This is a genomic window from Acidovorax kalamii (assembly GCF_002245625.1).
In the GTDB taxonomy this organism is placed as follows: Bacteria; Pseudomonadota; Gammaproteobacteria; order Burkholderiales; family Burkholderiaceae_C; genus Acidovorax; species Acidovorax kalamii.
On sequence record NZ_NOIG01000014.1, the window covers coordinates 20,706 to 44,460 of the forward strand.

A 23,755-nucleotide genomic window follows, 5' to 3' on the forward strand; every position below is an offset into this window, starting at 1 on the left:
GCCTGCTTCAGGCTGGTTGCCGACGATCGATGAGGATGCTTCATGCGGCGGCAGTGCGCCCAGAGCGGACGCTCGCCAAATGCACAATGTGAGCGGCATGAATCTTCCAAATTCGCAGCAAAAGTGAGCGCAGAGGCCGTGGTCGGCCCCACCGGCAGGACACACGCTATAACTGCATCGTATGCTTAACACATGTCCGCTGACCGTATCACCTACTGCTTAGAGCGTGTCTCAAGCTACCGCGACTTCGAACGGCTCTGTTCGGGTCTGCTTGCAGGTACCGACTATCCCGGGATTGATCCACTGGGGGGAACCGGTGACGGCGGGCGTGACGCAATCATTCGGTCCGATTCGAACGGGCGAAAAATCGTCTTTGCGTACACAGTTCGGGGCGACTGGAAGACCAAGCTCAAAAGCGATTGCGCTCGGGTCCGCGAACAGGCTCACAACCCAGATTTGTTCGTTTTCGTATGCACTGAAGCATTGAACGCTGCAGAAAAGGACGGCGCTCATGAACTCGTCCGGAGTGAGTTCGGTTGGAAACTAGACCTTTTCGACTTGGAAAGATTAAGGGTGCTACTGGTCGGACCTCAGCGCCATCTCTTGGCGCAGCATCCCAGCATCTTCACGCCTCCGTTTTTTCCGCAAGCAGGTGGTGAATCGCTTTCTGAGAGCCGAGATACCCTGGTTATTGACCATGTCGACTCCGACCATGCGCTCGCAACTTGGCTTTCGCGCAGACTCACGCTCGCGGGCTTCCGAGTCTGGTGCCGAGGCACCGCGCCTTTTGCAGGTGAAAACCAGGACGAGAGCGTTCGGAAACTCATTGACCTAAGGGCCACACAATACATCCCCGTCTTGTCGCAATCCAGCATGGCCGATGAATTGCTGCTCGAGCGGTGCGCTTTGGCCGCGGGGAAAGGAGCACTGGTGCTTCTCTGCAAAGCATCCGAGATTGAGCCATCAAAGTTGCCCTCTCGATTACGCTCTTCCACCCCGGCAGACTTCTCACGTTCCTGGAGCACAGGTCTTGAGCAGATCGTGGCAAGGCTGGCAGCTCTTGGAATTCAGCCTGACATCATGCTCGACCAGGGCAAAGCTATAGCGCTGAACGACTACATGCCTACGCGGGTCACCATCGCGAAGGAGGAGCCTGTTTTCGCAAACATCTTTGCGCTGAGATTGCCTGAGACGATGTTGGTCTACGACCTCCACTCAGCGCTATCCACGGCAAAGCTCGATGAACTGAGAACGAGCTGGGCGTTTGTGGAGTTGAATGCCTACCGGTTGGTCGCCTTCACCCCGCCTCCGGAGAACGCCATTCCTTCCGTCAAGGCAATACGCACCCCTGAATTTCTGTGGACCGAAAACCCAGAGCGCGATGGAAAGAAGACAGAGGATGTCGCGAAGGAATTAGTTCGCCGGAGCCTTACCGTCGTTTGTGCGCAAAAGGGGCTGGCGTGGTGTCCAGACAGAAGAATCTATTATTTTCCGGAGCGCGAAGATGGAGCATGGACGCAGCGTATCCGACACGTTGACGGGCGAGACACCCGCGTCAGCCTCACCGGCAAACGGACCAAAGGCTGGGGCGAAAGGGCATCGCCATTCCTCTACCAACTATCTCCTAAGTTCCAGCCACAACGAGACGTTGATGGGAGTTGGAACGTTCTCGTCAACGTCTATGTCCGCCCGACGGACCTCAATGGCAAGGTCTATGAGCTCAAAGAGCTGGGACGACGTCGCAAGGTTGTGACGAAGAATTGGTGGAACAAAGACTGGCTCCCGCGATTACTTGGAGTAGTTCAAGCATTGGAAGCAGAACCTGGTCTCATTCGATATGGCGAAGGACGCCGAGCCTTAACGATGAGTACCAACCCGCTCAAATGGATGTGCCCAGTCGGACTCGACGTGCATGCCCTCGCAGGAATGGTCGATATGAGCGAAGAGCTCGCCGAAAACAGGACTCGCGAAGATGAAGAAGACGGGGCCGACGATAGTGATGGCATGCCCCAGGCTGGAGAGGCTCCATGAGCAATACATTTCATTTTCTGGGCGAGCCACTTCTTGAATTTGGCCATGGCCAAACCGCTGAAGACCCGCATGACGGACTGGCCCTCTTTGGACCTGCAGAGGCAAGGCAGCAGCTACCGGACAACATTGTTCTTGGCACTGCTAGCGGGATAGAGGCCTGGAAGAATTGGTGCGCCGCGCTGAATGCGCCAGCCTCCTGCATTGACCCCGCCAGACATCGGGCTTGGCCACCGTTTCCAGGCTTTGACGTGGCCTTCGGTGCCAAATGGCCTTCGCCGGTTCGCAGCTATGCCATTGACGCAGGGAAGCTCTCGGATGCGTCACGTAAAGCTGATAAACACGACCGCGCATTCGCGGTCACTGGTCTGTACATGGAACAGGTGGAAAAGCTCGGAAAGCTCGATTCACGCCCCGCTCTGGCCATCTGCGTTGTCCCCGACGAAGTCTTTGAGAACTGTCGTCCGAACTCAATCATTCCTCTGAGCAAGCGCAGCGATGTTGGACGAAGCCGCGACGAGCGTTCTTTCCTGGAGCAGGCAATCGTTGACCGAGAAACCGGTCAGCAGGGAATGTTTGACGACTTTGAGGACGAGGCAGTGACCGCTGTTCTCGAGACCTTGGAGACGTTCGAGGAATCTCGTAGCTACTCGCCAGACTTCCGCCGGCAACTCAAGGGTCGATTGATGGGACTCGACCTGCCAGTGCAAATAATCAAGGAGTCAACGCTCCACATCACTCCGAAGGTGCGTCTCGGCGAAAAGGGCGAAAACCCGCTGTCCGACCGGCTGTGGAATTTCGGCACGGCCATCTACTACAAGTGCGGCGCGAAGCCATGGAAAACGCCCTGGGCTCGAGAAGGCGTCTGCTACGTTGGCCTGGCCTACAAACTCGCCGAAAACAAGCGTACCGCTTGCTGCGCAGCACAGATGTTCTTGGACAGCGGTGACGGCGTTGTTTTCGTCGGTGAGTTTGGTGCTTGGTACTCAGCCAAAACAGGCGAATATCACCTTCCGCCAGAAAAGGCTGAGGCGCTGCTGCGCGGCACCATCGAGACATACCAGGAGCAGGACGGTCGACCACTAAAGGAGATTTTTCTGCATACCCACTCAGGTGTGAGTCCAGAGGAATACAGAGGATTTTTGAAGGCTGTTCCAGAGGGCGTGAAGCTCATCTCGATTCGTGTCCGCCAAGACCGTGGCGGCCAGCGCCTGTACCGCTATGACGACCATCCGGACGTCGGAAAACGAGGCCAATATCCCGTCCAACGTGGCGTCTTCTGGCAGCGGACAAGCCGCCACGGCCTTCTGTACACAAATGGCTTTAAAGCTCGCATCGCGAGCTACGACGGCTTCGAGATTCCCGTCCCCCTCTCTATCACCATCCAATTTGGAGAAGGTGACATCGTTCAGGTAGCCAAAGACATCCTGGGATTGACCAAGCTGAACTACAACTCTTGCCAGCTTGGTGAAGGTCGGCCTATCACCATCAAGTATTCCGACCGAGTTGGCGAAATTATTCTTGCAAATCCCGGGCTTCCCCAAACCAGTTGGAAACACAATTTCAAGTACTACGCTTGACAGAGTTGTTGATGGGGGTTCAGCTCTAGGGGCTCGCCCCTGATGACCGCGCGCCGGTTGCCCCAGGGCTGAACGAATTTGGCCGAAGCGCTCCGACTGCACAAAATGGTTTGGTTCCTAACGTGTCCAGCGGTATAACGCGCCAAAGGAGGGTGCCGGATGCTAACCAAAACCGCTTTGCTGCTAGGCGCAGCTATGGCCATTTGCCCATTGCCTTCGCTGTCTCAGTGCGTCAACACAATGACGCCCACCTGTGGCGTGTACACCAGCTGCTTCGCCGACCGCTGTGCGTGTGATGGATCGCCGTTCGAATACTTCAAATCCTATGGCGCAAAGTACTGCACCGCCTTCCTGGAACTACCCGGGCTGTCGGCCAAGGGCGCGGCGTGGCGCAACGCTACGCTGAAATGCCTCCAGGAAAAAATCGTGCCTCTCCTGCCCAAGGACGGTCAAAGCAAATCCTGCAATTGCCAGCAAATGCAGCTGAGCGCATTCGATTCGCATGTCGCGTGCTACACCCAGCCATCTGCTTCGATATGCGAACTGGATGTGAGCGATTGGCAAAAGATTCTCGCCGCAACCGACCCAGTCAAGACCTTGCAGGACCAGAAGAGCCGCAAGCAGTTGCTGGTCGTCGCCCGCATGTGCTTGGTCGATCCCGTTGCAGTCCAGGCCAAGGACGTCATCCAGAAAGTAATCGACAAGCTAAAGTAATCCGCTACGCCTCGCCAGAACGATCGGTGTATTTCCGAAGGCCCGTCGCAGAAAAGCGGGAACAAGCGGGCGTCATCCCCTATTTGTAGGTTGGCGCGGAGTCAATGAAACGGGAGAGTGCCAGTGACACTTAGAGGGGAGAATCCATGCGCCTGATCAAAGTCATGTACGCCGCGGCCGCGCTGGCGAGCCTTTCACTGGCGTTGGAAGCCGGGGCACAGCAATCGCCGCCAGGACCCGAGCCGCAACCATCATCGTCAGCGGGCACTGTGACGGCGTCCCCAGGGACGTCCGGTGACTCCACAGGGCAACCAGTGACGCCGCCGGGGCCAGCCAGTCCTGCCAGCGGAGCCGGCAATGCGGCAGTGACGCCACCCGCCCCTAAAGAAGAACCGCCAATCCCCAAGATTGACTACCGGCGGTATCTGGCGAACGACATAATCGGTTATGCGGGCCTGGCCGTCGAAAAGGCCAACATCCAAAAGTCACTGGCCGACGAGCACTACTTGCGCGACGACCGGAAGAACGCGGAGGACGCCTACAAGCGCACCCTTGCTACCCTCGCAAACGAGGCGCCCGACGACAAGCTCAACCCCACCCAACTGTCTGTAAAGAGGCTGCTGCGTGTCGACGTGGACTACAGGCTTTTGAATCTACGGCTGGGCAATGATTTCTGGAGTGGCTATCGCACCAACCGGCCGAGCACGCCGCACCGGCATCTGCTGGTCATGGACGCGTTGTTAAAGCGCTTCGAAACGCAGGTGAATGACATCGAGGCGATGCTCACCAAGCTTGACACCGATGCGACCGAGCAGGCCAAGTTGGCCGGCATGAAGATCACCCTCGAAGGACAGATCAAGGACCAGACCCTCGCCCAGGAAAAAGGGGTCATCGAAGCACGGAAGGAACGCAATCAGCTCGGTACATGGGAAGAGCGCGTGCGCAATCTCACTAGCCAGCGGCTGGCCGTGGAAGCAAAAAGCAAGCATCTGGCGGAAGAGCAAAAACAGCTGTCCGCCAATGCCTCTTCCCTGCTGACCCAGGCGATCGTGGCCGGCACGGGGATTCCGCCATCTGTCGGCACGGCTGTGATGACAGGGGATATTAAGGCTGCGCTGGTGCAGGAAGCGGCCGCCCAGTTGGGCGACCCGAATTCCGAGCTCAGCAAGGCCGTGGGACAAGTCAGCGCCAATGCCCAGAAGCTGCAGGAGTTCTACAACTCTTCGGCCAAGAATTACAACGAGTTGAAAACTAAGGGCGAGCAGCTCAAGCAGGCGGCCGACCTCATTCGCAAACCTACCTTCGACAACCTCGTCAGCGCTGGCAACGCAATGTGGAACACACTGCCTGAGGCGGAGCAACAGAGGCTTACGACTCGGGTGATGCAGCAGGTGCCAACAGCCGGCCTCTTGGAGTCGTACCGCAAGCTCGAATTGACTGCGCAGGACGCCATTGCCCTGCGCCAACGGCTGGAAGGCCTTGCGCTGGACCGCATTCCGAATGTAGTTCGCACGGACTTGCAGACATTTGCGATGGACGTCATCAAGGACGGAAACGTCGCCAGGGAGAAGTTCCAGGCAATCTACAAGGGCATCTCCGCCATCGAGCTGACCGACGCGCAGTACCGAACGTTCATCGAACACTTCCTGCACATCGGCGCAGCCGATCTCTTTGCCGCCATCCCGGAGGCCCAGCGCATCCAGGTCGCTCGGGCCATGGGCGAGCCGTCGATCGAGGCTGCCATCAACAAACTGGCCAACGACGGCTTGTCCGCCCTGCCCGCAGCAAGCATCAAGGGAAAAGCCATCACCTACAAGGTCTCCGGCAAATTGTCGACGGTCAGTTTCGCCACCGTGTTTGCATCCGCGAGATTCGAGAAAGCAACGAGTGGGCTCAAGGACCTTCCCGCCCTGTATTCCGACCTGATGTCGGTGCCCAAACTGCAGCGCCTGGCCGTTGCGCAGCTTCCCGATGCGGCATTAGGGACCTCTGTGGAGGCGGAACTGCGCACGGAAAGCAACAACCGGTCCCAGCGGGAGACCACCTGGAATGCGCTCGCGAACGGAATGTCCCAACAGGCGACCCAAAAAGCTCGCGACGCACTGGTGCGCCAGACTCTGGGCGCCGCAGTCGTCGAGGACGTCGTGAAACGCCCAGAGGCCGCGCCCTACATGGTCGCGCCCCTCGCATATCCCGCATCAGCAGGAAACTCCACAGGCCTGTCGCCGGAAGCATCTGCCATGGCGACAGCTGCCCTCAACTACGCCGTCCCTGGGGCAGGTATGGTAGTCGCCATGGCACAAAGTTTCGCCAAGATGGACTCGAACATGGACGAAATGAACCGTCTGGCGGATCAGAGCCTGCGGATCATGGCAGAGCAAGAGCAGCTCTATGACTTGGCCACCGAAGCGTATTTTCAGTATGCACTGGCCGAAGTGGAGCAGCAGCGTGCCGAGGTGCTGCGTGACTCCGCAGAACGCCAGCTGTCCGTTTTCTCTGCCGAAATCAACCGCCGGTCCAACAGCGCTGCCAAGAACCATGCCGGTATCGGCCTGCGGCGGGCCCTGACCTATTACCTGAGTGAGAGGCTCAGAGAGGAGTTCGATCTCTTCGACCGCTCATTCGCCATGTGGAACAGCGGACTGAGCGCACGCGGCGCCGTGGCGGCAGCGATTCAATCGGACCCGCAGAACGTCCGCTACGCGCTGGACTCGGACATCCATCTGTTCGACTGGCTCAACCGGGAACGTGAGAGCACGCGGGGGGATCCCGATACCCTTCGCGTGCACTGGAGGCAGATGGTTCAGCTGGCGAAGGATGTCTGCGTCAAGCGTGGATGCAAGCCAGGTGACAACATGCTCGGCCAGATTGCAGCCACCCAGCAGTTGAGTGCTAAGACTCATCTTGTGAGCGAGCAGGAATGGCGGCGGTTCAAGGAGTGGCAGGCTAATCCCGGCGGCGGCACGTTTTCACTGCAGTTTTCTATTCTTCCCGGTCACAAGATCGTGCCCCTGAACTACGAAAACGTCCGCATCATCGACCTGCGGCTGGCCGGCGCGATGGGCGGCACCCAGACCACGCTGAGCCAAGTGTCGCTGCGCCATTCTGGGATCGCACAAATTCCGCGCGCCGCCGCAGACACGGAAGGCGGTATCGTATTCCAGCGGGAAGCGCTGCTGGCAAGAAGCTCAGCGGCGTTCAACCGACCGGAAGATTTCGATGTCAACGCATTGCGAACGCGATTCGAAGGGCCTTTCAATGAAATCAATTACCCGTCCCTACGAGACTTTGAGGGGTACGGGCTGTACGCGGTTTACAGCCTGACGCTGCAGAACACACCAGAGAACAAGCGAATCGATGACATCCTCATGCGGATCGCGTACTTCTACCATGACGCCTCGAACATCGTCTCGGAAGAGCGCTACCTCAACTCGCTGCGCGGCCTGGATACGGGCCTGCCGTTCGAAATCCATGACTACAAGCTCGTGTCCAGGGTGACGCCATCATGTGCCGGTGAACCAGGGTCTCCAGTCGAGGCTCAGACCACCGATATTCCCGCTTCCATGCGGTCTTCCTTTATCACGGCCTTCAGCCGTGCAGCCAAACCGGCTGAAGCCAGCGAGCTGCGCTTCCTACCGCCCGCGGCACGCAGGGACTTGGAGCGGCTGCAATCCTGCCTCGAAAGCCAGGTCGTCCGTGTTTGCAAACCGCAGCGAGAGATCGAAATGATTGCCGCCTCCTGGTTCGCTGCGAGTAAAGAACCCGCAACGCCGGTGCGCAACGACGTCTTCAATGCACAGTCCGAGAGCAACGACCAAAGCGTACCCAAACCGGTCCGTGACAGGTATCTGGCTCTGTGCAAGGGGGGAGCATGATGACGATCCAATTCTGGTTGGCCACCGCCGTACTGGCCGTGGCAGCGCCTATGCAAGCGAATGCACAGCTTTCGGCGCAAGTGCTGCCCGAGCGAAGCACGTTCGAGGAAGTGTTCGCCGCTTCCCACAAGTTCTACCCTGGTCAACGCCTGCAAATCCGCATCGACGGGCAGGTCGATGCCAATCACCGTTATTGGCGAGACCGCGAGTGCAGTTGGTTCGGCCTGAAATGCAAATGGGTCGACCGGGAAGCATCCAACTTCATGGCCGTCGACCGCCTCCCTTTGCTTCTGAGCCTCGAACCTACAACCGCGCTGTCTAAACCCGAGTCCACCAACCAGCCCCAGTGGTATGGCAATGCCGGCGCACAGCACTTGCCCGTTGCACCGAATGGCGTCTACGATTTCACCGTAGAGGTCATGGATGCGGACAAATCCGTCGAAGCTTTCGCAACCGGCGTTGCCTTGCGGGGCGTGGTAGCCGACAAATTCGATGCGACCAATCCTATCAATCGAGGCCAGTGCCATAACAGGCCACCCGTCTGCAGTTCCGGCGCATACAAGGTCACGGTTGGCGTGAACAATCAGGAACGTGTCGAGCTCCTGAAGCGGCTGCTCAAGAGCCGCCGTGTCTCCGCCGAAATCCTGGGCCGCAGGGTCATGGATCCGCTGTTCGTGCAGGATGCGATGGCCAAGCCGGAGATCGCCGATGCGCTATTTGTCCACGCCACGCGGTTCCACAAGGAAGGCACCGACGAGGCTCGCCGCGAATATCTGGCCATCCTGTCGTTTGCGAGCACCCAGAATCCCACACGCGCCGACATCTTGAATGAGCTTGCAGCGACCTATATTGCGCTCGGCGAGTTCACTGCGGCGTCGGCCAGTGTAAAAGAGGGACTGACTGCCGCCAAGAACAAATTCGACAGTGAGCAGCCACGCCGCGCATCCACGGTTGTGGATCTGGCCAAAGCGCTCGGACTGCGAGCCGCCATCTGGGCCCAGGAGCGGGCAGGCATGGTGGGAACCGACATGATGGTCGCAGTGGGCTTGTACCGAGAGGCCGCCAAGTACTGTCTGGAGGAGGCTGTCAATCAGGCATCCGCGCAGGACAAGTTGACCCTCTACGGATGCGGCAAGGACCACTTGATTGACGCAGGCCGGCAACTGGCCATGCTGCGATCTCGCGACAACCTCATCCTGGCAGAACGGCTGCTGTCGCAGGCCCAAGAAGCTGCTAGGCTGGCAGTGGACGTATCGCAGCAGTAAGCCGCAGTCCGATCGCGGGCACTTCGCGCACGGTCTGAGTCGCCGCCCAAATTCCACGCTGCTGTGCTGATCACCTGTCGACTTGTTTTTCGGACACTTGCAAACGCTGCGTACGATAGACCACCCTGCGCCAAATAAAGACCCAGGGATATTGAATACCTCGACAATCGATCTACCTGCCTGCTGCGACAGCAGTATTTTTTCCACGAGCAGTTTGCTGCGCCGGGCGACTACCCTGGCGAGCGCTCGCCAACCGAGCTTTCGATTCCCGCAGCGATGACAGCAACCGTAGGAAACGTCTGCTTCCAACCGACAGTACCCATTAGTGCCCAAGATGCGAACGGCAGCAATCGCTGCAATGCAGCCTCTGCTGATCTGAGCTGATTTGAAATGCCCTTGCTTGGTCAAGCCACCCATCGGCTGAGCATTGTCCTCAACGGCCTCCCTGCCACGCAGGCTGTCCGCCCGGCCCAGACCCATCGGTAGATGGTTCTCGGCCGACCGCCCCCAGTACCCGCTCCCGTTTGTCGCGCTCACGCAACCTGCGTGCGGCGCGGCCTTGCGCGCCTTGCCCCGCCACATGGCCCTGCAATCTCCCGCGCCGCCGTCAAAGTCATATTCACACCGGTGATGTGAAACATCACCAGCGTTCCATTGACTGATATTGCTGCAGCGCGAATGATCGGTCCCCAGGCGCTGGATGCATCTGCACCGGCCCCGAAAGACAGATGGATCGATGGATCGACCGATTGATTGGCGATGACAAAAAACAAAGGAGACGCCCATGCATGAATGCCCCGTGACCGTGTTCCCGCAGCAGATCCGCTGGGAGACGGAAGGCACCAGCCGCATTCCCTTTCAGGCCTATACCGATGAGGCGCTGTACCGCAAGGAGCTGGCCCGTTTGTTCTACAACGGGCACTGGTGCTATGTCGGCCTGGAGGCGGAGATTCCCAACGCGGGGGATTTCAAGCGCACGGTGATCGGCGAGCGCTCGGTGCTGCTGGTGCGTGACAAGGACGCTTCGATCCATGTGGTGGAAAACGTCTGCGCTCATCGGGGCATGGCGTTTTGCCGCGAGCGGCATGGCAATCGCGAGAGCCTGACCTGCCCGTACCACCAGTGGAACTACACCCTGTCGGGCGACTTGCAGGGCGTGCCGTTTCGGCGTGGCGTGAAGCAGGATGGCAAGGTCAATGGCGGCATGCCTGCGGATTTCAACCCGGCAGAGCATGGCCTGACCAAGCTCAAGGTGGCTACCCGTGGCGGCGTGGTGTTTGCGTCGTTTGACCACAGCGTGGAGCCGCTGGAGGAATTCTTGGGCCCCACCATCCTGGGCTACTTTGACCGGCTGTTCAATGGCCGCAAGCTCACCATCCTGGGCTACAACCGCCAGCGCATTCCAGGCAACTGGAAGCTGATGCAAGAGAACATCAAGGACCCGTACCACCCCGGCCTGCTGCACACCTGGTTCGTTACCTTTGGGCTCTGGCGTGCCGACAACAAGTCGCAACTGCTGATGGATGCGCAGCACCGCCACGCGGCCATGGTCTCGACCCGTGGCGCGGCGGGCAAGGCGGCGGATGTGACGCAGGTGTCCAGCTTCAAGGCCAGTATGTCGCTGAACGACCCGCGCTTTTTGGACATTGCGCAGGAGGACTGGTGGGCGGGGCCACCCCCGGCTGCAAGCAGTGGTGATGCAGCGGTGCCCAGCGCGCCAGCATCGGTGCCCACGGCCGTGATGATGACCGTGTTCCCCAGCGTGATCTTTCAGCAGCAGGTCAACAGCGTGTCCACGCGCCACATCCAGCCGGATGGCAAGGGGGCTTTTGATTTTGTGTGGACGCACTTTGGCTTTGAAGACGACAGCGAAGCAATGACGCAGCGCCGCCTGCGCCAGGCCAATCTGTTCGGCCCGGCGGGCTTTGTGTCGGCCGACGATGGGGAGGTGATCGAGTGGTCGCAAGAAGGCTTTGAGACCAAGCCCGCGCACCGCACGCTGGCCGAGCTGGGCGGGCGTGAGGTAGGCGACACAGACCACATGGTGACCGAGACGCTGATCCGGGGCATGTATGAATACTGGCGCAAGGTGATGGAGGCGGAGGCTTGACCATGATGGACTTCCAGACCTACTTCGAACTGAACCAGCTCTACGCCCGCTACGCCCGCGCACTCGACGCGGCGGACTGGGAGGCGTGGCCTGAATTTTTCATCGACCACTGCGTGTACAAGCTGCAGCCGCGCGAGAACCACGAGCGCGGGTTTCCGCTGGCCACGCTGGCGTTTGACAGCAAGGGCATGCTGAAGGACCGCGTCTACGGCATCCGCGAGACGCTGTTCCACGACCCCTACTACCAGCGCCATGTGGTGGGTGTACCGCTGGCGCACAAGGTGGATGCGGATGGTCGCATCCACTGCGAGGCCAACTATGCGGTGCTGCGCACGCGCCTGTCGAAGGAATCGACGGTGTTCAACGTGGGGCGCACGCTGGATGAGGTGGTGCCCACGCCCGAGGGCCTGAAGTTCGCGTCGCGCCTCGTCGTCTACGACAGCGAGATGATTCCCAACTCGCTGATCTACCCCATCTGAGGAGCTGCCATGACGACGATGACGACGAACTGGATTGACGCCGCCGCGCACGGCGATGTGCCCGAGGATGACGTGATCGGCCTGGCCGTGGCCGGGCGCGACATTGCGCTGTATGGCGTGGGCGGCGAGGTGTTTGCCACCGACAACATCTGCACCCACGGCCATGCGCGCCTGTGCGATGGGTTTCTGGAAGGGCACGAGATCGAATGCCCTTTGCACCAGGGCAAGTTTGACGTGCGCAACGGCAAACCCACCTGCGCGCCCGTCACCGAGCCGCTGCGCAGCTACCCCGTGAAGATCGATGGCGGCCGCGTGTGGCTGGCCCTGGACTGAACCTCTCAAGGAGCCTCCCATGACTGCCGAACGACCTGAGGTCGAGGCCGCCGCATTGCCGCATGAAGGCGCTAACGCCCACTCGGCCCACACCATCGTGATCGTCGGTGCGGGCCAGGCGGGCGGCTGGGCGGCGCAGACGCTGCGCAGCGAAGGCTTTGTGGGCCGTGTGGTGCTGGTCGGTGACGAAGCCCACCCGCCGCACGAGCGGCCACCGCTGTCGAAGGCGGTGCTATCGGGCGCAGCAGCCCCTGAGAGCACGCGCCTCATGAAGCCCGAGGCCTTTGACGCACTGGCGGTGCAATGGCGGCCCGGCGTGCAGGTGCGCCGCATTGACCGCGCTGCCAAGCAGGTGCTGCTGTCGGATGGCACAGCACAGCCCTACGACAAGCTCATCCTGTGCACCGGGGGGCGCGCCCGGCGGCTTGCCGTGCCCGGCGCAGACCAGGTGCCGCTGCACACGCTGCGCACCATTGAAGATGCGCAGGCGCTGGCCCCGGCCCTTCGGCCTGGCCGCAGCGTGGTGGTGGTGGGCGGTGGCTGGATCGGCCTGGAGGTGGCGGCCACCGCACGCCAGCAGGGCGCGGAAGTGGTGGTGGTGGAGACGCAAAGCCGCTTGTGCGAGCGCACCGTGCCCGCCGAGGTGTCGGCGTACCTGCTGGCGCTGCACCGCGCCCAGGGCGTGCGCGTGTTGCTGGGTGCGGGGGTGCGGGGCTTTGCCCGCGCTGCAGATGGCGCAGACGGCGCAGATAGCCGCTTGGAAGTCTTGCTGGCCGATGGCAGCGCGCTGGCGTGCGACACCATTGTGCTGGGCGTTGGCCTGGTGCCCAACGACGAGCTGGCGCGCGCGGCGGGCCTGGCTTGCGAAGGTGGCGTGCTGGTTGATGCCCAATGCCGCACGTCCGACCCCGACATTCTGGCTGCGGGCGATGTGGCCGTGGCACCCAACCCGTGGGCTGGGCGCAGCCTGCGGCTGGAGTCGTGGCAGAACGCGCAAGAGCAGGGCATGGCCGCTGCGCGCTCGGCCCTGGGCCAGGCCGTGGATTACCAGCCGTTGCCGTGGTTCTGGTCCGACCAGTACGGCATGAACCTGCAGATCTACGGCATGCCCACGCCTGCGCACCGCGTGGTGCAGCGCGGCGACCCGGCCAGCGGCAGCTTTGTGCTGTTCTACCTGGCGGGCGATGTGGTGCAGGCCGCCGTAGGCGCCAACGCAGCGCGCGACCTGCGCTTTGCCCGCAGGCTGATCGAGCAGCGCAAGACGGTGGATGCCGAGCGGCTGGCCGACCTGAACACGCCGATGGCAAAGCTGTGAACCCAACTGGATGCCGCGCAGCACCGAGGCCCGCACCTCCACCAAAACCCACAAGAAACCGAACACGACAACCCGCTAAGGAAACCACCGATGACCGCAACCACGTCAACCACTTACCTCTGGACCCCGCCCCCCGTCTATTCGTTGCCTGTGCGTGGCCGCAGCGAGCGCCTGCCCATCCACAGGCTGTTCTTTGTGGGCCGCAACTACCACGCGCATGCGGTGGAGATGGGACGCCCGGTGGACAAGGCGGTGGAAGTGCCGTTCTATTTCACCAAGGCACCGTCCACGCTGGTCGAGTCTGGTGCGACCGTGGCCTACCCACCCGGCACCCAGAACTACCACCACGAAATGGAATTGGTGCTGGCCATTGGTGCGCCCGGTTTTCGTGTGAGCGAGGCCGATGCGCCCCGCCTTGTCTATGGCTATGCCTGCGGCCTGGACATGACGCGCCGCGACCTGCAGCTGGTGGCGCGCGACAAGGGCCGGCCTTGGGACCTGGGCAAGGATGTGGAGCAGTCGTCAGTGGTCTCCGAGATCGTGCCCATGCCGCAGGTGGTGCTGGGCCAGGGCAACCTGGAGCTGTCGGTCAACGGCGCTGTGCGCCAGAAGTCCGACCTGTCCAAGCTGATCTGGAACATCCCCGAGCTGATTGCCGACCTGTCCAAGTTCTACCACCTGCAGCCGGGTGACCTGATCTTTACCGGCACGCCCGAGGGCGTGGGCCCCGTGCTGGCGGGCGACCGCATCGATGGACACATCAAAGGCGTGGGCAGCATCGTGCTCCACGTTGGTCCGGCGGAATAAGAAAAAACCACATCCAGGAGACAACCCCACCATGACCACCGACCTCACGCCGTCCCCCGTGCGGCTGCACGCCATTGCGGGCAAAGGCCAGCCCGATCCGACGCCCGAGCTGGAGCAGCTGTACCGGGGCTTTGAGCAAGAGCTGCTGGTACCGCTCTGGACGCAGATTGGCGACCTGATGCCCCGCCAGCCCCAATCCAAGGCCGTGCCGCACTTGTGGCGCTGGGACCGCTTGAAGGCCCTGGCCGCACAGGCGGGCGCCATCGTGCCCGTGGGCCGTGGCGGGGAGCGCCGTGCGATTGCGCTGGCCAACCCGGCGCTGGGTGGGCGTCCCTTTGCCACGCCCACGCTGTGGGCCGCCATCCAGTACCTGATGCCCGGCGAAGACGCCCCCGAGCACCGGCACACGCAGCACGCGTTTCGTTTTGTGGTGGAGGGCGAGGGCGTCTGGACCGTGGTGAATGGCGATGCCGTGCGCATGTCGCGGGGCGACTTTCTGCCCCAGGCCGGCTGGAACTGGCATGCCCACCACAACGCTGCCACCGAGCCCATGGCCTGGATTGACGGCCTGGACATTCCGTTCTCGTACTACACCGAGAGCCAGTTTTTTGAAGTGGGGCGCGAGAAGCTCCCACCCGCCGAGCGCACCACCGCCGAGCGTTCTTATTCCGAAAGGCTGTGGGGCCACCCGGGCCTGCGCCCGGTATCGATGGTGCAGGCCCAGCCCGCCACGCCCTTGCTGGCCTACCGCTGGGTGGACACCGATCGTGCACTGGCCGATCAGCTCGCGCTGGAAGACGAAGGCCAGGCGGGCACGCTGAGCCCCGGGCATGCAGCGGTGCGCTTTACCAACCCCACCACCGGCGCCGATGTGTTGCCCACGATGCGGACCGAAATGCACCGCGTGCGTGCGGGCGGTGCAACGCGGGTGCACCGCGAGGTGGGTTCGTCCGTGTTCCAGGTGTTTGACGGCAGCGGCACCGTCACGGTGGGTGAGCGCACCTGGCTCGTGGCGCGGGGCGACTTGTTTGTGGTGCCGTCGTGGCAGCCGTTCTCGGCCCAGGCATCGGCCGCTGGCGCGCTGGACCTGTTCCGCTTCAGCGACGCGCCGATTTTTGAGGCGCTGCACAGCCACCGTGCGCAAGTCACTGTTTGATACATCACTCACCAAGCCGGATTCGGCTTTCATAAAACCAAGGAGACCCCCCCCATGCTGACCGCCATTTGTTCACAGTTTTTTAAACCCGCTCTGGCGCTTTGCGCGCTGGCCCTTGTGGCCGCCGCGAGCGTGCCCGACGCCGTGGCGCAGACCTTCCCCGCCAAACCCGTTCGCTCCGTCGCGCCGTATTCGCCCGGCAGCGGCCCTGACGCGGTGATGCGCATCCTCAGCGAGCGCTTGTCGCGCAACTGGGGGCAGCAACTCGTCATCGACAACAAGCCCGGCGCCAACGGTTTCATCGCCATCGGCGATGCCAAGCGCGCAACACCCGACGGCTACACGCTGCTGCAGGTAGACAACACGCACATGGCCCTGCAGCCGCATGTGTTCAAGCAGTTGCCCTACGACCCCGTCAAAGACTTCGAGCCCGTGGCGCCGGTGTATTTCACGAACTTCTTTGTGGTGGTGGCGGCCAACTCGCCCTGGAAGGATGTGGGCGATCTGATCAAGGCGGCCAAGGCGGCGCCAGGTGACATCACCTACGGCTCCTGGGGCATCGGCAGCGTGGCCCATGTGGGCGCGGCGAGTCTGGAGGCAGCAACGGGCACAAAGATGATGCATGTGCCTTACAAGGACATGGGCAGCGTCTACACCTCTGTGGCCACGGGCGACATCAAGTGGGCGTTTGGCACGGCAGCGACGGCCGGACCGATGTTCCAGGCCAAGAAGGTGAAGTTTCTGGCCCTGGCTGCGCCCCAGCGTCTGGCGGGCTTCACCGACATTCCGACCATGGGCGAAGCGGGCGGCCCGGCCGGGTTTGAAGTGAAGACCTGGGTGGGCCTGTTTGCGCCCGCAGGCACGCCCAAGGTGGCCATCGAGAAGATCAATGCCGACGTGGGCAAGGTGCTGGCCACCTCGGAGGTCAAGGAGCGCCTGGCGACCTTCGGCTTTGAGCCCTACATCGGCCCGCCCGCCGAACTCACCAAGGCCATCGAACGCGATTCGCGCACGTTTGGTGAAGTCGTCAAGCGTGCCAAGATTGCCCTGGACTGACCTGACACAGGGACTGAAACAGAGACTGACCATGAAACTCTATTCCTTCTTCCGCAGCGGAACATCCCACCGCTTGCGCATTGCGCTCAACCTCAAGGGGCTGGCCTACGAGCAGGTCGCGGTCGATTTGCGGCGTGAGGAACATTTTGGCGATGCCTTCAAGGCCATCAACCCGCAGCAGTTCGTGCCCGTGCTGGAGGCCGATGAGCGCCTGATGATCCAGTCGCCAGCCATCATCGAGTGGCTCGAGGAGCGCTATCCCACCCCACCGCTGCTGCCCGGCGATGCAGGCGATCGCGCCCAGGTGCGCGCCCTGGCCGCCATCGTGGGCTGCGACATCCACCCCATCAACAACCGCCGCATTCTGGAGGCGCTGCGCCACCGCTTTGGTGCGGACGAGGCAGCTGTGAACGATTGGTGCGGCACCTGGATCAGCGCGGGCTTTGACGCCATCGAGGCGCTGCTGGCCAGGGACCCGCAGCGCGGTGATTTCTGCTTTGGCAGCACCCCCACGCTGGCCGATGTGTACCTGGTTCCGCAGGTGGAAAGCGCGCGCCGCTTCAAGGTGGACTTGGCGCGCTGGCCGCTGGTGCAGGCGGTGGACGCGGCCTGCGCGCAGCTGGAAGCGTTCCGCAAGGCGGCGCCGAGCGCGCAGCCGGATGCGGGCTGAGCCTGAAGGAACTTACCCCTCAGTCGCCCTGCATGTAAAAGGCCTCGGCATGGAGGTGGGCCACCTCCAGGCCTTTGCCCAGCGCCAGCAGTGTGGTGGTCTCCACCATCGGCGGCGATCCGCACAGATACGCCTGCCAGCCACGCAGGCTGGCGTGGTCCTGCTCGATGGCCTGGGTCACCAGCCCGCGCCGCTGCGTGGCAGAGTCGGCGCCCGAGGCCACCACCACATGCACCTGCAGGGCAGGGTTCACGCTGCGTAGATGGTCCAGCCATGCCAGGCCATACAGCTCGCGCGGCGAGCGCAGGCCGAAGTATAGGTGAATGGGGTTGCGCATGCCCACAGCCACCGCGCCGCGCACCACCGACAGCACTGACGCCAGCCCGGTACCCCCAGCCACGCACAGCATGGGCCCCGTGTGCTGTTGGCGCAGATACGCCGCACCCAGCGGCCCGCTGACCTTGACCTTGTCCCCCACCTTCAGCTGCCCGGCGATGTAGCTGCTGACCCGGCCCTGGGGCATGAGTTGCACATGAAACTCCAGCAGCTGTTCGCCCGGCAGGTTTGCCATGGAGTAGGGGCGAACATGCGTCGGCGTGAACCCCAGCTGCACGTACTGGCCTGGCGAAAACTCAATGGGCTTTGCCACCTTGAGCAGCAGGCGCCGGATGTCTGCCGCCAGCGGCTCGATGGCCACCACGGTGGCCTTGGCCACGCGCGCACGGTGCACCACGGCTTCGCCGGGGGCGGGCACTTCGATGGTGCAGGGCTCGGCCACATAGGTCTGGCAGGCCAGCACGGCACCGTCCACGCCGTCCAGCGGGCGCTGCTGCTCGCGCCCGCCATCGAGCACCTCACCAGACAGCACCCGGCAGCGGCAGATGCCGCAGCGGCCCGACAGGCATGAATACGACATCGGAACCTGCGCTGCGCGCAGGGCGTCGAGCAGGTTCACGCCGGGCTCGGCGCGGATCACGCGGTTAAGCGGCTGAACGAGGATGTCCATGGCGGGCTGCGTTCGATTTCATCCAGCCCATTGTGCCCACGAAAGCGCCTGCGAATCACTGGCTGCAATACCATCGCCACTTCATATCACCCGAGCTGATGGAGTGGCGATGGAGCTATCGGATATCGACCTGAACCTGCTGGTGCTGTTTCAGCAACTCATGGTCGAGCGGCGCGTGTCGAAGGTGGCCGACAACCTGGGGCTGACACAGCCTGCGGTCAGCAACGCGCTGGCCAAGCTGCGGCGCATTTTTGGCGACGAGCTGTTCTTGCGCACCTCGGGCGGCATGGTGCCCACGCCTTTTGCCGAACAACTGGGCGAGTCCGTGGGGTATGCGCTGGGCATGATCCACAGCGGGCTGAACCAGCGCACACAGTTCACGCCTGCAACGCTCAAGCGCACCATCACCATCGGCATGACAGACATTGGCGAGATCGTCTTCCTGCCCGCGCTGCTGGAGCGCCTGGGGCGGGAGGCGCCGGGCGTCACGCTGAACACCGTGCGCAACAACGCCGCCCATCTGCGCGAAGACATGGAGGCTGGCAAGGTGGACCTGGCCATCGGCCTGCTGCCGCAGCTGAAAGCGGGATTTTTCCAGCGGCGCTTGTTCCGCCAGCGTTATGTGTGCCTGTTCCGCAAGGGCCACGCGCTGGACCGGCCCAAGCTGCTGCTGTCGGATTACAAAGCGGCAGAGCACCTGGTGATCGTGTCTGCGGGCACGGGGCACGGCAAGGTGGATGAATTGATCCAGAAGGCCGGCATCGACCGCCTGGTGCGGCTGAGCGTGCCGCACTTTGTGAGCGTGGGCCACATCCTCCAAAGCACGGCGCTGGTGGCGACGGTGCCGGAGCGGCTGGCGCTCAAGCTGGTCGAGCCCTTTGGCCTGGTGGTGCGCACGCACCCCGTCAAACTGCCTGACGCGCCCATCAGCGTGTTTTGGCACGCCAAGGTGCACCGCGAGCCGGTGAACCAATGGCTGCGCAGCATGGTGTTTGAATTGTTTGGGGGCGATGGCCCCCCAGGGGCTGGCTTGGCGTGATCGGTGGGCCGGGCCCACAGCGCATGCCGGGCTGAGCCACAGGCGCTACCATGAAATGCTATGTTATTTATAGCTGCTTGCGCTTGTCGGTCGCGCGGTAGGGCCGATTTTTAATAGGAATTTGTGCTCACCCCTTGAGCTTTTTGAGCCATTGGTTTGAAAGTAAGCAGATGCACGCCCTGAAGGCCGGCTGAAGGTCAGTCCTTGTAGGGCGACTTCCCGCTGCGGACACAGGCCTCGAACTTCTCCTCGTCAAAATACCCGTCGTCTGCCAGTACCTCGCTGATGAGCACCTGCGCGACATCCTTGCCCCGGAAGTTGTCTATCAGCTCGCCTTCGATGCCGCCATGGGCGACCACCTTGTTCATGAGGGAGAGCACCTTGGGGCAGATGATCTTGCCCTGCACCTCCACAGCGCAGCCGTATTCGGAAAAGAAGTCGCAGGTGATGTTGCCGCCGACCCGCAGCAGATAGTCGTTCGAGGTGTTGACGCACACCGATTGGGCGTGGAGATGGCCGCCAACAATCACGTCAAAACTCATGCGGCCGATGTGCTCGCAGGTCAGGTTGCCGGTGACCACCAGCAGGCCCACGTCGTAGGGGTAGCCAATCTTGCGAGCGGACACGTTGCCGTCGATGACGGTGACCGGCGCAACCATCAGCTCGTCCACCACCAGATCGCCTTGGTGAAACATCACCCCCTCGTCCTCAAAGGCGTGGGCGGCGTCGAAAAAGGCGTTTTCCTGGATCAGCCGCGCTTGGCGTGTTGTCCAGGCATCGAATTCGGCGAATGAGATTTTTTTCATGCGAAGCGCGGCATCGTGTGGAGGGCGGTTGCCGCTCAATACACCAGCTTCTCCGGCCGGATCTCCTGCAGGATGGTCGTCGCAATCTCTTCGATCGACTTGGTGGTGGTGGACAACCAGCGGATGCCCGCGCGGCGCATCATGGCCTCGGCTTCGGAGACTTCCATGCGGCAGTTTTCGATGCTGGCGTAGCGGGAGTTGGGGCGGCGCTCGGCGCGGATCTCGGCCAGGCGGTCGGGGCTGATGGTCAGGCCAAAGATCTTGCTGCGGAACGGCACCAGGGCCGGGGGCAGTTGGCGGCGTTCGAAGTCCTCGGGGATCAGCGGGTAGTTGGCGGCTTTCAGGCCACATTGCATGGCCAGATACAGGCTGGTGGGGGTCTTGCCGCTGCGGCTCACGCCCACCAGGATCACGTCGGCACCTGCCAGGTCGCGGTTGCTCTGGCCGTCGTCGTGGGCCAGGCTGAAGTTGATGGCTTCGATGCGGTCGGTGTATTCCTTGCTGCGGCTCACGTCACTGAAGCGGCCCACGCGGTGGTGCGACTTGATGCCCAGCTCTTCCTCCAGCGGGTGGACGAAGGTGCCGAACATGTCCAGCAGCATGCCCTTGCAGCCTTCCTGGATGACCTTGAGCACCTCCATGTTGACCAGGGTGGTGAAGACCACGGGCTTTTTGCCCTCGACCTCGCCGGTGTGGTTGATCTGCCGCACGGCCTGGTGGGCCTTGTCCACGGTGTCGATGAAGGGCAGGCGCACATGGCGCGGCTTCATTTCGAACTGGGCCAGGATGGCATTGCCGAAGGTTTCGGCGGTGATGCCGGTGCCGTCAGAGACAAAAAATACGGTGCGCGAGTGCATGGGGCCCCTTTTTTTGGATGCGGTTTGCGCCAGCGGGGTGGCCACCACAAAGACGTGGCTATGGCCCGATTTGCGCGAGTCGCGTGAAAGCGTCAGCCCGTTGCCAGAAGCTCGGGCCTACAATTGTCACAATTATCTGATTCTCACCATGCACACCGTCGGCCTACAACCACAACGACAAAGCTGCAGCCTGTGCATGGCCGCCTGCCTGACGCCCGCCGAGGCCAGGCATGCAGACCCGGTTTCAACTTCTGGAGCTTTCCCATGTCTGCACTTTTCAGCCCGACCGCCCTGGTCGTACCGTTTGAAAACCTGAGAATGACCGATGTCGAGGCGGTAGGCGGTAAAAACGCCAGCCTCGGCGAGATGATCTCCCAGCTGCCGCAGGGCGTGCGCGTGCCCACGGGCTTTGCCACCACCGCCCACGCGTTCCGCGAATTCCTGGCCTATGACGGCCTGGCCGACAAGATCAGCGCCAAGCTCAAGAGCCTGGACACCGAGGACGTGCGTGCGCTGGCCCAGGTCGGTGCCGAGATCCGCGCCATGGTCGAGGCCCAGCCTTTCCCGGCCGATCTGCAAAAGGCCATTGCCGACGAATTTGCCAAGCTGAGCGCGGGCAACGCCGCTGCCTCGTTTGCCGTGCGCTCGTCCGCCACGGCCGAGGATCTGCCCGACGCATCGTTTGCCGGCCAGCAGGAAACCTTCCTGAACGTGGTGGGCATCGACGAAGTCATGCACAAGATGAAGGAAGTGTTCGCGTCGCTGTACAACGACCGCGCCATCTCCTACCGCGTGCACAAGGGTTTCGAGCACGACGTGGTGGCCCTGTCGGCGGGTGTGCAGCGCATGGTGCGCTCTGACCTGGGCGCGGCAGGCGTGATGTTCACCATCGACACCGAGTCCGGGTTTGAAGACGTGGTCTTCATCACCAGCAGCTACGGCCTGGGCGAGACGGTGGTGCAGGGCGCCGTGAACCCCGACGAGTTCTACGTGCACAAGCCCATGCTCAAGGCGGGCAAGAAAGCGCTGATCCGCCGCAACCTGGGCAGCAAGCTGATCCAGATGGTGTTCTCCACGCCGGAAGAAAAAGCCGCCAGCGGCAAGCTGGTCAAGACCGTGGACGTGCCCACCGAGCAGCGCAACCGCTACTCGCTGACCGATGCCGATGTGGAGCAACTGGCCCGCTACGCGCTGGTGATCGAGCAGCACTACGGCCGCCCCATGGACATCGAGTGGGGCAAGGATGGCACTGATGGCCACCTCTACATCCTGCAGGCACGGCCTGAAACCGTGAAAAGCCAGGCCAAGGGCCAGGCAGAGCTGCGTTACAAGCTCAAGGGCCACGGCACCGTGCTGGCCGAGGGCCGCGCAATCGGCCAGAAGATTGGCACTGGCCCCGTGCGCCTGGTGCACAACATTTCCGAGATGGACAAGGTCCAGCCCGGCGATGTGCTGGTCACCGACATGACGGATCCCAACTGGGAGCCCGTGATGAAGCGCGCCAGCGCCATCGTCACCAACCGGGGCGGCCGCACCTGCCACGCCGCCATCATTGCGCGCGAACTGGGCATTCCCGCTGTGGTGGGCTGTGGCGATGCGACCGAGCGCCTGAAAGACGGCACGCTGGTCACGGTGAGCTGCTCCGAGGGCGACACGGGCAAGATCTACGACGGCCTGCTCGAAACCGAGGTGACCGAAGTGCAGCGCGGCGAGATGCCCCCCATCAAGACCAAGATCATGATGAACGTGGGCAACCCCCAGCTGGCGTTTGACTTTGCCCAGCTGCCCAACTCCGGCGTGGGCCTGGCCCGCCTGGAATTCATCATCAACAACAACATCGGCGTGCACCCCAAGGCGATCCTGGACTACCCCCAGATCGACGCCGACCTGAAGAAGGCCGTGGAGTCTGTGGCGCGCGGCCATGCTTCGCCCCGCGCGTTCTATGTGGACAAGGTCGCCGAAGGTGTGGCCACCATTGCAGCTGCCTTCTGGCCCAAGCCCGTCATCGTGCGCTTGTCGGACTTCAAGTCCAACGAATACCGCAAGCTCATCGGCGGCAGCCGCTACGAACCCGAGGAAGAAAACCCGATGCTGGGCTTCCGTGGTGCGGCGCGCTACATCAGCGAAGACTTCGGTGAAGCCTTTGCGATGGAGTGTGAAGCGCTCAAGCGCGTGCGCAACGACATGGGCCTGACCAACGTGCAGGTGATGGTGCCCTTCGTGCGCACGCTGGGCCAGGCCGAGCGCGTGACCAAGCTGCTCGCATCGCACGGCCTGCAACGCGGCAAGGACGAGCTCAAGGTCATCATGATGTGCGAGGTGCCGAGCAACGCCATCCTGGCCGAGCGCTTCCTGGAGTTCTTCGACGGCTTCTCCATCGGCTCCAACGACCTGACCCAGCTCACGCTGGGCCTGGACCGCGACTCGGGCCTCGAGCTGCTGGCGCAGGACTTTGACGAACGCGACCCGGCTGTCGAGGCGCTGATCCACCAGGCCATCAAGGCCTGCCTGGCGCAGGGCAAGTACATCGGCATCTGCGGCCAGGGCCCCAGCGACCACCCTGACTTTGCGCAGTGGCTGGCCAAGGAAGGCATCTCGTCGATCTCGCTCAACCCCGACAGCGTGATCGCCACCTGGCAGCAACTGGCTGCAGGCTGAC

General features: G+C 62.3%; 18 protein-coding genes. 15 read left to right on the forward strand and 3 right to left on the reverse strand.

Features of this window, described 5'->3' with window-relative positions:
- The first annotated feature begins 192 nt into the window (after positions 1 to 192).
- From CBY09_RS22105 to maiA, 13 genes are all read left to right on the forward strand, one after another.
- Positions 193 to 2,031, forward strand: coding sequence for a hypothetical protein (locus CBY09_RS22105; protein WP_094291737.1), 1,839 nt, complete (start codon positions 193 to 195; stop codon positions 2,029 to 2,031).
- Positions 2,028 to 3,608 (forward strand): argonaute/piwi family protein, encoded by a 1,581-nt coding sequence (locus CBY09_RS22110; protein ID WP_133066331.1) that lies wholly within the window; start codon positions 2,028 to 2,030, stop codon positions 3,606 to 3,608. Before CBY09_RS22105 ends, CBY09_RS22110 begins: the two co-directional genes overlap by 4 nt.
- 159 nt (positions 3,609 to 3,767) lie before the next feature.
- On the forward strand, positions 3,768 to 4,322 hold the full coding sequence (locus tag CBY09_RS22115) for a hypothetical protein (RefSeq protein WP_133066332.1): 555 nt from the start codon (positions 3,768 to 3,770) through the stop codon (positions 4,320 to 4,322).
- A gap of 146 nt (positions 4,323 to 4,468) precedes the next feature.
- Positions 4,469 to 8,197, forward strand: a complete 3,729-nt coding sequence (locus CBY09_RS22120) for a hypothetical protein (protein ID WP_133066333.1) — start codon at positions 4,469 to 4,471, stop codon at positions 8,195 to 8,197.
- A complete protein-coding gene (locus CBY09_RS22125) occupies positions 8,194 to 9,462 on the forward strand; it encodes a hypothetical protein (protein WP_094291741.1) in 1,269 nt (422 codons plus the stop codon). Before CBY09_RS22120 ends, CBY09_RS22125 begins: the two co-directional genes overlap by 4 nt.
- 784 nt (positions 9,463 to 10,246) lie before the next feature.
- Positions 10,247 to 11,572: an aromatic ring-hydroxylating dioxygenase subunit alpha gene (locus tag CBY09_RS22130; protein ID WP_094291742.1), complete on the forward strand. Its 1,326-nt coding sequence runs from the start codon at positions 10,247 to 10,249 to the stop codon at positions 11,570 to 11,572.
- A 5-nt stretch (positions 11,573 to 11,577) separates the two neighbouring features.
- On the forward strand, positions 11,578 to 12,051 hold the full coding sequence (locus CBY09_RS22135) for an aromatic-ring-hydroxylating dioxygenase subunit beta (protein WP_094291798.1): 474 nt from the start codon (positions 11,578 to 11,580) through the stop codon (positions 12,049 to 12,051).
- Positions 12,052 to 12,060: 9 nt separating this feature from the next.
- A complete protein-coding gene (locus CBY09_RS22140) occupies positions 12,061 to 12,384 on the forward strand; it encodes a non-heme iron oxygenase ferredoxin subunit (RefSeq protein ID WP_094291743.1) in 324 nt (107 codons plus the stop codon).
- A 19-nt stretch (positions 12,385 to 12,403) separates the two neighbouring features.
- Positions 12,404 to 13,699, forward strand: coding sequence for an NAD(P)/FAD-dependent oxidoreductase (locus CBY09_RS22145; protein WP_094291744.1), 1,296 nt, complete (start codon positions 12,404 to 12,406; stop codon positions 13,697 to 13,699).
- Positions 13,700 to 13,789: 90 nt separating this feature from the next.
- On the forward strand, positions 13,790 to 14,506 hold the full coding sequence (locus CBY09_RS22150) for a fumarylacetoacetate hydrolase family protein (protein WP_094291745.1): 717 nt from the start codon (positions 13,790 to 13,792) through the stop codon (positions 14,504 to 14,506).
- A gap of 31 nt (positions 14,507 to 14,537) precedes the next feature.
- On the forward strand, positions 14,538 to 15,662 hold the full coding sequence (locus CBY09_RS22155; protein WP_094291746.1) for a cupin domain-containing protein: 1,125 nt from the start codon (positions 14,538 to 14,540) through the stop codon (positions 15,660 to 15,662).
- A 54-nt stretch (positions 15,663 to 15,716) separates the two neighbouring features.
- Positions 15,717 to 16,718, forward strand: coding sequence for a Bug family tripartite tricarboxylate transporter substrate binding protein (locus CBY09_RS22160; protein WP_094291747.1), 1,002 nt, complete (start codon positions 15,717 to 15,719; stop codon positions 16,716 to 16,718).
- A gap of 31 nt (positions 16,719 to 16,749) precedes the next feature.
- A complete protein-coding gene (maiA, locus tag CBY09_RS22165; RefSeq protein WP_094291748.1) occupies positions 16,750 to 17,388 on the forward strand; it encodes a maleylacetoacetate isomerase in 639 nt (212 codons plus the stop codon).
- 19 nt (positions 17,389 to 17,407) lie between these two features.
- Here the strand turns inward: maiA and CBY09_RS22170 are convergent, their stop codons facing one another.
- Positions 17,408 to 18,394 carry a 2Fe-2S iron-sulfur cluster-binding protein gene (locus tag CBY09_RS22170; protein WP_094291749.1) on the reverse strand — a complete coding sequence of 329 codons (987 nt, stop codon included), beginning with the start codon at positions 18,392 to 18,394 and terminating at the stop codon, positions 17,408 to 17,410.
- A gap of 109 nt (positions 18,395 to 18,503) precedes the next feature.
- Here CBY09_RS22170 and CBY09_RS22175 point away from each other — a divergent pair, with 109 nt between their 5' ends.
- Positions 18,504 to 19,433, forward strand: coding sequence for a LysR family transcriptional regulator (locus CBY09_RS22175; protein ID WP_094291750.1), 930 nt, complete (start codon positions 18,504 to 18,506; stop codon positions 19,431 to 19,433).
- Positions 19,434 to 19,630: 197 nt separating this feature from the next.
- Here the strand turns inward: CBY09_RS22175 and CBY09_RS22180 are convergent, their stop codons facing one another.
- On the reverse strand, positions 19,631 to 20,239 hold the full coding sequence (locus CBY09_RS22180) for a hypothetical protein (RefSeq protein ID WP_094291751.1): 609 nt from the start codon (positions 20,237 to 20,239) through the stop codon (positions 19,631 to 19,633).
- A 35-nt stretch (positions 20,240 to 20,274) separates the two neighbouring features.
- Positions 20,275 to 21,096 (reverse strand): posphoenolpyruvate synthetase regulatory kinase/phosphorylase PpsR, encoded by an 822-nt coding sequence (gene ppsR / locus CBY09_RS22185; protein ID WP_094291799.1) that lies wholly within the window; start codon positions 21,094 to 21,096, stop codon positions 20,275 to 20,277.
- Between the two features lie 264 nt (positions 21,097 to 21,360).
- On the opposite strand from ppsR, the gene ppsA reads away from it, so the two are divergent.
- Positions 21,361 to 23,754: a phosphoenolpyruvate synthase gene (ppsA, locus tag CBY09_RS22190; protein WP_094291752.1), complete on the forward strand. Its 2,394-nt coding sequence runs from the start codon at positions 21,361 to 21,363 to the stop codon at positions 23,752 to 23,754.
- The last annotated feature ends 1 nt before the right edge of the window (position 23,755 follow it).

What these genes read in the sequence shown, in the direction of transcription:
- CBY09_RS22105 (WP_094291737.1), top strand. Translation starts at nt 193, where the DNA reads ATGTCCGCTGACCGTATCACCTACTGCTTAGAGCGTGTCTCAAGCTAC.
- CBY09_RS22110 (WP_133066331.1), top strand. Translation starts at nt 2,028, where the DNA reads ATGAGCAATACATTTCATTTTCTGGGCGAGCCACTTCTTGAATTTGGC.
- CBY09_RS22115 (WP_133066332.1), top strand. Translation starts at nt 3,768, where the DNA reads ATGCTAACCAAAACCGCTTTGCTGCTAGGCGCAGCTATGGCCATTTGC.
- CBY09_RS22120 (WP_133066333.1), top strand. Translation starts at nt 4,469, where the DNA reads ATGCGCCTGATCAAAGTCATGTACGCCGCGGCCGCGCTGGCGAGCCTT.
- CBY09_RS22125 (WP_094291741.1), top strand. Translation starts at nt 8,194, where the DNA reads ATGATGACGATCCAATTCTGGTTGGCCACCGCCGTACTGGCCGTGGCA.
- CBY09_RS22130 (WP_094291742.1), top strand. Translation starts at nt 10,247, where the DNA reads ATGCATGAATGCCCCGTGACCGTGTTCCCGCAGCAGATCCGCTGGGAG.
- CBY09_RS22135 (WP_094291798.1), top strand. Translation starts at nt 11,578, where the DNA reads ATGGACTTCCAGACCTACTTCGAACTGAACCAGCTCTACGCCCGCTAC.
- CBY09_RS22140 (WP_094291743.1), top strand. Translation starts at nt 12,061, where the DNA reads ATGACGACGATGACGACGAACTGGATTGACGCCGCCGCGCACGGCGAT.
- CBY09_RS22145 (WP_094291744.1), top strand. Translation starts at nt 12,404, where the DNA reads ATGACTGCCGAACGACCTGAGGTCGAGGCCGCCGCATTGCCGCATGAA.
- CBY09_RS22150 (WP_094291745.1), top strand. Translation starts at nt 13,790, where the DNA reads ATGACCGCAACCACGTCAACCACTTACCTCTGGACCCCGCCCCCCGTC.
- CBY09_RS22155 (WP_094291746.1), top strand. Translation starts at nt 14,538, where the DNA reads ATGACCACCGACCTCACGCCGTCCCCCGTGCGGCTGCACGCCATTGCG.
- CBY09_RS22160 (WP_094291747.1), top strand. Translation starts at nt 15,717, where the DNA reads ATGCTGACCGCCATTTGTTCACAGTTTTTTAAACCCGCTCTGGCGCTT.
- maiA (WP_094291748.1), top strand. Translation starts at nt 16,750, where the DNA reads ATGAAACTCTATTCCTTCTTCCGCAGCGGAACATCCCACCGCTTGCGC.
- CBY09_RS22170 (WP_094291749.1), bottom strand. Translation starts at nt 18,394, where the DNA reads ATGGACATCCTCGTTCAGCCGCTTAACCGCGTGATCCGCGCCGAGCCC.
- CBY09_RS22175 (WP_094291750.1), top strand. Translation starts at nt 18,504, where the DNA reads ATGGAGCTATCGGATATCGACCTGAACCTGCTGGTGCTGTTTCAGCAA.
- CBY09_RS22180 (WP_094291751.1), bottom strand. Translation starts at nt 20,239, where the DNA reads ATGAAAAAAATCTCATTCGCCGAATTCGATGCCTGGACAACACGCCAA.
- ppsR (WP_094291799.1), bottom strand. Translation starts at nt 21,096, where the DNA reads ATGCACTCGCGCACCGTATTTTTTGTCTCTGACGGCACCGGCATCACC.
- ppsA (WP_094291752.1), top strand. Translation starts at nt 21,361, where the DNA reads ATGTCTGCACTTTTCAGCCCGACCGCCCTGGTCGTACCGTTTGAAAAC.